Origin of the sequence: Sulfurimonas sp. (assembly GCF_032250635.1) — a bacterium.
GTDB lineage: Bacteria > Campylobacterota > Campylobacteria > Campylobacterales > Sulfurimonadaceae > Sulfurimonas.
In genome coordinates this window covers 1-7,765 of the sequence record NZ_JAVVFL010000106.1, presented here as the reverse complement: position 1 = coordinate 7,765, position 7,765 = coordinate 1, and the positions used below count along the sequence as shown (strand labels likewise).

Sequence of the window (7,765 nt, the reverse complement as noted above, 5' to 3'; positions counted from 1 at the left end):
ATAGATGTTCATGACCCTGCACCATATAAAGATGCAAAAGAGAGAGAAATCGCTCTGCAAAAAGGGATGGTTTTAACAATTGAACCGGGTCTATACATTGATAAAAATGACAAGAGCGTGCCGAAAAAATATCGCGGAATCGGCATCAGAATAGAGGATGATATTTTGGTTACAAAGGATGGATGTGAAAATCTATCCCATCATATTGCAAAAACAGTTGCTGAGGTAGAGTCCATATCGTTTGAATTTTAATCGCTATAGTTATAACTCCAGCCTGTCAGACTCTTCTCTTTAGCCTCATAGAAGTTGTCCGAGTCTGCCAGAAAATCAAAAACAAACATCGGTACATGCGGAACAGTTGTCATATCCTCTTTTTTTATAAGAAGAAGAGGCATAAGAGTCTCATGAGAGCCTTCAGAAAAGCCTACGGGCATAATCCGACTCATAACCTCTATTGGATTTCGTATACCGTTTTCCTCTAGAAATTTATCCAAAACGGCATCTTGAATATCTTTTGGTAAATTATCCGAGGTGTTTAAAAAGATAGTAAAATGAATGGGCGACTCTTTAAAGTGTTCCGGAGAAGAGGCTGCCATCATGATGTACTCTACATTTTTTAGATGTTCATTTATTTCATCTATATCTAGGTATCTTGTGGTTCTTATAGCTTTTGCTTCCATGTTATCTTACATCCTCACCAATAACAGGTTTACCAGTCTCATCTTCGAGCTCTCTTTGTAATTTTGACATCTCAAATCTCACCTTGTCCATCACATATGGAGGGACTTTCTCATCTTTGCTCCATCTTACTTCATCCACATGCCCACCGTAATCTGCCCCAAGCTCCTCGACTTTTTTGGAGTACTCTTGGAGATCCTTGCATATCTCTATTTTGCCGCTTATCGTATCTTTTAGCTCTATATACCAATCTTCGCGGCTCTCAGGGGACATTTTTATAGTTGATTCAAATATTACGGACAAAATTTACCTCTTTGTTTCATCAAATTTTTTAGTAAAAGTAACCAAATCATCTTTTTTCTTTAAATCACCGTTGTAAACTATTCTCGAAGCATCAATAGAGTCGTCATTTAACATCTTTGGAACAGCGTCGCCGCCATTTATTACTTCCATGTGAGCATCAAGCTCATCTTCGCTGTATGACATCTGCATATCCGCGGCTATTACATGAGGTATTGCCTCTATTACTTTTAGCTTTTCAAGCTCCTCCGCAACTCCTTCACCCTCTATCGTAACAATTATTCTGCCCTTTTCATCATGCATGTGATAGTCACACACTTCGCAATTTTTAAGGCTTTCAACAACCTCGTTTAGGTATTTTGGTATTGTTTGAACTACTATACTTGAGATATTCATTATATTTCCTTTTATCTTTTTATTTTACACTATATAGATTAATGGTTTTGTCATCACTTGCAGCTAAAAACTCATTCTCATTTATAAAAACTATTTTCGCAAGAGTCATTCTATTTCCGCCGAATTTGCCGATTGAGTTTTTTGTGGAGATATCAACCAGTGATATATTGTTCTCCTCATCGCTCGCATACCCTACGATTTTACCGCTTGGCGACAATCCGACGCTATAGATTAAAAAACCGGACTCTATATAGTACGATGAGTCTGCCTTTAAATCGTAAATAACGGCTCTTCTGTCCTGTCCAGCTGTTGCAATAATGCTGTTTTTGTACTCCACCTGAAATACGTTGTCTAGATTTTGCCCAGAGAGCAGTTTCAGTCGTTTGCCGTCTTTTGTGCTGTGGATTTTCAGATCTCCGCTCTCATCGGCAACTACAACTCTCTCTTTTGTTTCGTCTAGAGCAAAGTCGGAAAATTTTGCGCCTGAGACTTGAATCATCCAGTTTATAGAGCCATTTTTAATATTGTATGAGATTAGCTCATTGCTCAAAAGAGCGAGTAGAACAGTGTTTTCATCCAAAAATCTTGCTTTTGCAACAGTGAGAGATTTGGAGTAGTCAAACAGAAGTTTAGTTTCTTCGTTTTGGTTTATATGGACTCTTCTAAATCCTTGTCTGTCCTGTGAGAGGATTAATATCTTCTCATTAAGCACATCCACGGAGTAGACTTTCGAATCTACCAAATCTCCCATAAAGTCCTCTATCTTCTCAACTTTTATCTTTTTGATAAGCTCGCCGCTTTTATAGTCGAAAATATCTACACAGCTGGCACTGGTAGCGCTGTAAAGCCTGCCATCTTTATATAGCAGATCCACAACCCCTCCGCTTGATATAAAACTTCTAAGCGGCTCTTTTATCTCTGCACAAAGAAATAGCGGAAAGAAAAAAGTCAACAGCAGTAACAGTTTCATGAAACAACCTTTACTTTAATTGCATCGGTCGGGCACCTGTTTATACAAAGTCCGCATGCAGTGCAGTTCTCATTTATGCTTGGCATAAACATCGCTTTAAACTCTATCGCGTTGTATGAACATGGATCTTTACATGAAAAACACATTGTGTGTCCCCAGCTTATACAGCTGCTTTTATCAATTGAAATTATAGCTGCAAGCCTGTTTTTATTTTCAATGCTTAACACCCCGTATTTGCACGCATCCGCGCACTTGTCGCAATAGGTACAACCGCTATTTGAAAAAACCAGATGCGGAGTTTTGTCATCCGCAATTTTAATTATATCTTCTTCACAAACAGCGGCGCACTTGGCATCGCATTTGTTACACTCTTTATGAAAAAGAGATTCATCGCTGAAGTATGGTGGTCTTAAGAGCTTCTCTTGCTTCTTTGTATTTAAAGACGAAGCAAGAGAGCTAAAGAGCTCTCTTCTTTGCATTAGTGCTTTGCACCTTCTAGAGTACCTGCAGGAGAGTCATCGTTTGATATATCATCTTGCGTAACAAAACTTGAACCGCCTATAACAGTGTCAAGAGAATCTGTATATTTTTTCTCGTTCCATGTAGATTTTGAAGCACCGTCTTTGCTTGTAAATACAGGTTCAAAAGTATTTTCAACTGCTAAATTGCCTTGAGATTGCGGAGCATGGCATAAAGTACAGTTAAATCTAGAGCCTTGAAGAGTATCTTCTTGCTTAATGGCAACCTCATTTTTGTAGTTATCAACAACTTTTGTAAAATCGCCTCCTTCTAGTTTATGCTTAGGTCTAAAGTCCGTGAAGTGCGAAACCGGAATTGGTGTTGCACCCATAGAACCTGCAATATCAGGCATATGACAACTGACACATCTGTTGTCGTTTATCTTAATCGGAAGCATACCTATTGTATCATGAGGAATCATTGGTGGAGCATCTTGAAATGCTCTTTTTATCTTTGTACTAGTAGTAGCCTGCGCTGTTCTATACTCCGTTTTCTCGGCTATAGTACTATCTTCAGAATATAAATCCGTCTTTCTTAAACCCAAAGACTCTTCAGTAACGGTTGTTGATACAACCTTTTGAGGTGAAGACTTAACGCTTTCACCCCCGACACAACCAACCATTAGTAGAGCAGTAGTAGCTAAACCAATCGTTATTTTATACATTGCCTTCATTTTAATCTCCCACTTTTTTATTTTTTACTAACTCTCTTATTGAAAAACCAAGAGCATTATCATCACAAACCTCTATGCATCTTGCACAGTTTGTACACTCACCGGATAGAACAGGAATACTTTCTTTTCCTATCATGTAAAGAACTTGTCCCTCAGGGCAAACAACCTTACATTTCATACATTCTGTACAGTTCTCCTGAGTATGTGTTACTCTTATTAAGCTAAATTTGCCCACAAGCGAGTAGAACCCGCCAAGAGGGCAGATATGACCGCACCATCCGTTTTTTAGGACTAAAAGGTCAAAAAGAAAAACAATAAGCACCGCCGCCCACCCAAATCCAAAACCAAATATAATACCTCTGTGAAGTACTGATATTGGCGATATAAATTCAAAGGCGGTAATGCCCATTAGAAAAGAGATAACCAAACTAAGTGCCAAAACCCAGTATCGCATATTTCGCGAAGCAGGCTGTCTTTTGGCAAATTCGTCAACTCCTATCTTTCTTCTCAAAAGTGCCGCCGCATCGGTAACTAGGTTTATAGGACAAACCCAGCTGCAGAATGCGCGACCGCCTATTATCATATAAAAGACGGTAATTATCAAAGCACCGACTATTATATCTGTTGCCAAAACGGCGCCTGCTGCTAACATCTGCAGTGCCGCATATGGGTCACTTAAAGGGACTAGACCAAACAAGAGAGAAGAACTTAGGTTTCCCATCAGTATCTCCCAACCCCAGGCATTTGCCCCAAAATATAAAAAGAGCAGACCTATCTGCGTGGTTCTTCTAAATATTAGATAGCGGTATTTATTCCAAAGAGTTTTCATTAGTATAAATCCTCCATATCGCTATTTAGAGAATCGATTGCCTTCTCTTTGCTTATCTCCGTAGTTGATTTAATCGAAGAAGCATCTTCTAGCCGCTTCTCGTCATTTTTGTCCCAACCTTTTATATAGTAACTTCCTGCTTTACCCATTGCAACTTCTTTAGGAAGCACAAAAATAGAAGCTTTTTCGGTTACGCACGCCTTTTCGCAAAGCCCACAACCTGTACAAGCATCGGCATGAACAAGAGGCGTCAAATAGGCGTGTTTTCCGGTTCTTTCATTTTTACTGTACTCAACCGTTATAGCTTCACCCAGAATAGGGCAGGCTCTATAACAGGCATCGCACTGAATTCCCCAAAAAGCTATACAGGTCTCTCTGTCAATAACAGCAAGCCCCATTTCGGCTATGTTTATATCAAGTTTTCCATCTGTGGTTACGCTAGATTCATTTAGTGCTCCACTTGGACACACTGGCACACACGGAATATCTGGACACATATAACAAGGGATGTCTCTAGGAATAAAATATGGTGTTCCTAAAGGCTTATTATCACCCGGTTTTGCAAGCAACAAAGTATCATATGGACATGCTTCTACACAAAGTCCGCACTTAATACAGGTGCGAAGAAAATCATCCTCCAAAATGGCACCGGGGGGACGCAAAATAAGTTGCGAAGCCGTGACTTCATCAACATACGCGCTCCATATAAACCCGCCAAGTGCAGTTATTCCCGCACCTCTTGCCATTCTTAGGATAAATTTTCTTCTATCATTCTCTGTTTTGCTATTCATCTTCATAGGCAGTTTTTGCAAACAGAACTGCCTCTCCTTTTTGTTTACGCTTTATAAATTTTTACGGCACACTTCTTGAAGTCTGTCTGTTTTGACATCGGACATGTCGCATCTAGACACACTTTGTTGATAAATACCTTTTCATCAAACCATGGAACAAAGACCAACCCTCTAGGAGGTCTATTTCTACCACGTGTCTCTACCCTAGCTTTTACTCTGCCACGACGAGATTCAACCCAGCATAGACCGCCTTGTTTAAGCTCTTTGTTTTCAGCATCTTTTGGATGCATATAACATAATGCCTCTGGAACTGCACGATATAGTTCAGGTACACGCATAGTCATAGTTCCTGAGTGCCAGTGCTCTAACACACGCCCTGTACACAACCATGTATCATACTTTTCATCCGGCATTTCCGGTGGATCCATGTACGGACGAGCAAATATCTTCGCTTTGTTGGCAAGAGATTGTTTTTTAGAATCTTTGTCTTTACCTGTTAAAGTACCGCTTTGAAGTGCTTTGGCAAGTGTTCCATAGAAAGCATGAGTATCGTTTGTTCCTTTTGCGGCTTTTGCAGCATAAGGATCATACTTAACGTTAAATCTCCAGGCAGTCTCTTTTCCATCAACAACAGGCCATTTAAGACCACGAACTTTGTGGTACATATCAAACGGTGCAAGGTCATGTCCATGACCGCGAGTAAATGCAGCATACTCTTCAAAAAGGTATTTGTGAATAAAAAATCCATATCCTTTGAAGACTTCTCCATCACTTCCTACAACATTTCTGCTGTCTCCGTAACCCTCAGAGTTATCGTATCCTTTTTGGATAGGATCATTTTGGTCAAGTTTGTATGATTTTGCAATATCATTCGCAAAAAGTATCTCAAACATGGTAGTGTCTTCATTATAACCCATAGCTTTTGCCTGTTCTATAACGCTTGGAAGAGCATCTTTCCTTGGACCGCTAGGTGCATAACTGCCCCAAACATCTTTAACCGTAAATCTTTTTGATAGTTCAACCCACTGCCATGTATCACTCATAGAATCACCAACAGGAATGACCTGCTGTCTCCAGTGTTGTGTACGACGCTCAGCATTTCCGTATGCTCCCCACTTCTCATAAATCATAGCAGATGGTAAAATAAGATCAGAAACTTTAGCTGAAATACCAGGGTATCCATCAGAAGTAACTATAAAGTTATCCATTTCGCGAGCTGCTTTAATCCAGTGAGTTGCACTTGCAGAATCTTGATAAGGATTACAGACATTTACCCATGCAAATTTAATTAGACCATCCTCTATATCACGATGGATTTTCATAATATGCTGTACACCAATCGGATTGATTGTTCCCTCAGGAACCATCCATTTGTGCTCTGCAATTTTTCTGTGTGCAGGGTTTGCTACCATCATGTCAGCTGGAAGTCTGTGCGTAAATGTACCAACCTCTCTAGCAGTACCACAAGCAGATGGCTGGCCAGTGAGTGAAAACGCTCCAGAACCAGGAATAGCTTGTTTGTTTAGCATAAAGTGTACATTGTAAGAGAGAGTGTTTACCCATGTACCGCGAGTATGTTGATTCATACCCATAGTCCAGAAAGATACAACTTTTCTTCCTTTTTCAATGTAAAGGTCTGCTAAAGCTTGAAGTTTCTCTTTGAACGATTCCATATTTTCATCAGGATCACCTCTTACAATAGCCGCTGTATACTCTAGTGTATATGGCTCAAGAGACTTTTTATAATCCTCAAAAGAGATCTCCCAGTGACCAAGAGTACCAGCAGTATGTTTCATTGTATCACCGGCTTTATAACCGTAAGGTTCTAGAGCAGGACCCTCTTTGTTAGATACAACTTTACTCATCTCTTTAGATATGGTCTCCATCTCAAGAGCAGTGTATTTACCATCTTTTAGTGATTTTTCTCCCTCTCTTCTCATACCGTAGCCGATATTTACAGGTCCAGCAGCAAAAATCATATGTTTTTTGACAAAATCCCAGTCAATAATACCTTCTGCTTCGTCTCTCATAACAATCTCTCTGGCAATATAGTTCCAAAGAGCTCCGTCAGTATTTGGAGAGAAGATTATCTCTATATCAGCCAAGTCTGAAGTTCTATGTGTATAGGTTTGAATAGAGATGACTTTTACACGATCAGGGTCTGATAGTTTTCTATCGGTTACGCGCGACCATAAAATAGGGTGCATCTCTGCCATATTTGAACCCCAAGATACTATTGTATCTGTTAGTTCAATATCATCATAACAGCCAGAAGGCTCATCAACACCAAATGTTTGGTAAAAGCCAACAACAGCAGATGCCATACAGTGACGAGCGTTTGGATCTATTGCGTTTGAACGAAATCCAGCTTTCATCATTTTTTGAGCTGCATAACCTTCCATAATTGTGTATTGTCCCGATGCAAATACACCTACAGACTCTGGCCCACCATGCTTAAGTGCTTTTTTGATGTTTATTTCCATCTCATCAAAAGCTCTTTTCCATGATATCGGAGCAAACTTCCCTTTTTTGTCGAAGTTACCGCTAGCATCGACTCTTAGAAGTGGTTGGGTAAGCCTGTCGGCACCATACATAATCTTTGCATTAAA

The 7,765-nt window shown here is 39.8% G+C and carries 10 protein-coding genes; 1 reads left to right on the top strand and 9 read right to left on the bottom strand.

Translation table 11 applies throughout. The annotated features are described in order from the left end of the window. Positions 1 to 252, top strand: a 252-nt coding sequence (locus RQ763_RS07395; RefSeq protein ID WP_314152097.1) for a M24 family metallopeptidase, incomplete at its 5' end; no start/stop codon positions are given. Here the strand turns inward: RQ763_RS07395 and RQ763_RS07390 are convergent. The 9 genes from RQ763_RS07390 to napA form a co-directional block, all read right to left on the bottom strand. After that, positions 249 to 680 (bottom strand): hypothetical protein, encoded by a 432-nt coding sequence (locus RQ763_RS07390; protein WP_314152095.1) that lies wholly within the window; start codon positions 678 to 680, stop codon positions 249 to 251. The genes RQ763_RS07395 and RQ763_RS07390 overlap by 4 nt on opposite strands. A gap of 1 nt (position 681) precedes the next feature. Then, positions 682 to 981 (bottom strand): hypothetical protein, encoded by a 300-nt coding sequence (locus tag RQ763_RS07385; RefSeq protein WP_314152094.1) that lies wholly within the window; start codon positions 979 to 981, stop codon positions 682 to 684. A 3-nt stretch (positions 982 to 984) separates the two neighbouring features. Continuing rightward, on the bottom strand, positions 985 to 1,374 hold the full coding sequence (locus RQ763_RS07380; protein ID WP_314152093.1) for a chaperone NapD: 390 nt from the start codon (positions 1,372 to 1,374) through the stop codon (positions 985 to 987). 19 nt (positions 1,375 to 1,393) lie between these two features. Continuing rightward, positions 1,394 to 2,344 (bottom strand): WD40 repeat domain-containing protein, encoded by a 951-nt coding sequence (locus RQ763_RS07375; RefSeq protein WP_314152092.1) that lies wholly within the window; start codon positions 2,342 to 2,344, stop codon positions 1,394 to 1,396. Continuing rightward, complete coding sequence (locus RQ763_RS07370) at positions 2,341 to 2,823, bottom strand: ferredoxin-type protein NapF (RefSeq protein ID WP_314152091.1); 483 nt, start codon at positions 2,821 to 2,823, stop codon at positions 2,341 to 2,343. The genes RQ763_RS07375 and RQ763_RS07370 overlap by 4 nt, the downstream gene beginning before the upstream one ends. Next, positions 2,823 to 3,536 (bottom strand): nitrate reductase cytochrome c-type subunit, encoded by a 714-nt coding sequence (locus tag RQ763_RS07365; RefSeq protein ID WP_314152090.1) that lies wholly within the window; start codon positions 3,534 to 3,536, stop codon positions 2,823 to 2,825. The genes RQ763_RS07370 and RQ763_RS07365 overlap by 1 nt, the downstream gene beginning before the upstream one ends. Position 3,537: 1 nt before the next feature. Beyond that, entirely contained in the window at positions 3,538 to 4,365 is an 828-nt protein-coding gene (gene napH, locus RQ763_RS07360) for a quinol dehydrogenase ferredoxin subunit NapH (protein ID WP_314152089.1), read from the bottom strand. Then, on the bottom strand, positions 4,365 to 5,162 hold the full coding sequence (gene napG / locus RQ763_RS07355) for a ferredoxin-type protein NapG (RefSeq protein ID WP_409932369.1): 798 nt from the start codon (positions 5,160 to 5,162) through the stop codon (positions 4,365 to 4,367). Before napG ends, napH begins: the two co-directional genes overlap by 1 nt. A gap of 38 nt (positions 5,163 to 5,200) precedes the next feature. Continuing rightward, positions 5,201 to 7,765, bottom strand: a 2,565-nt coding sequence (gene napA, locus RQ763_RS07350) for a nitrate reductase catalytic subunit NapA (RefSeq protein WP_314152088.1), incomplete at its 5' end; no start/stop codon positions are given.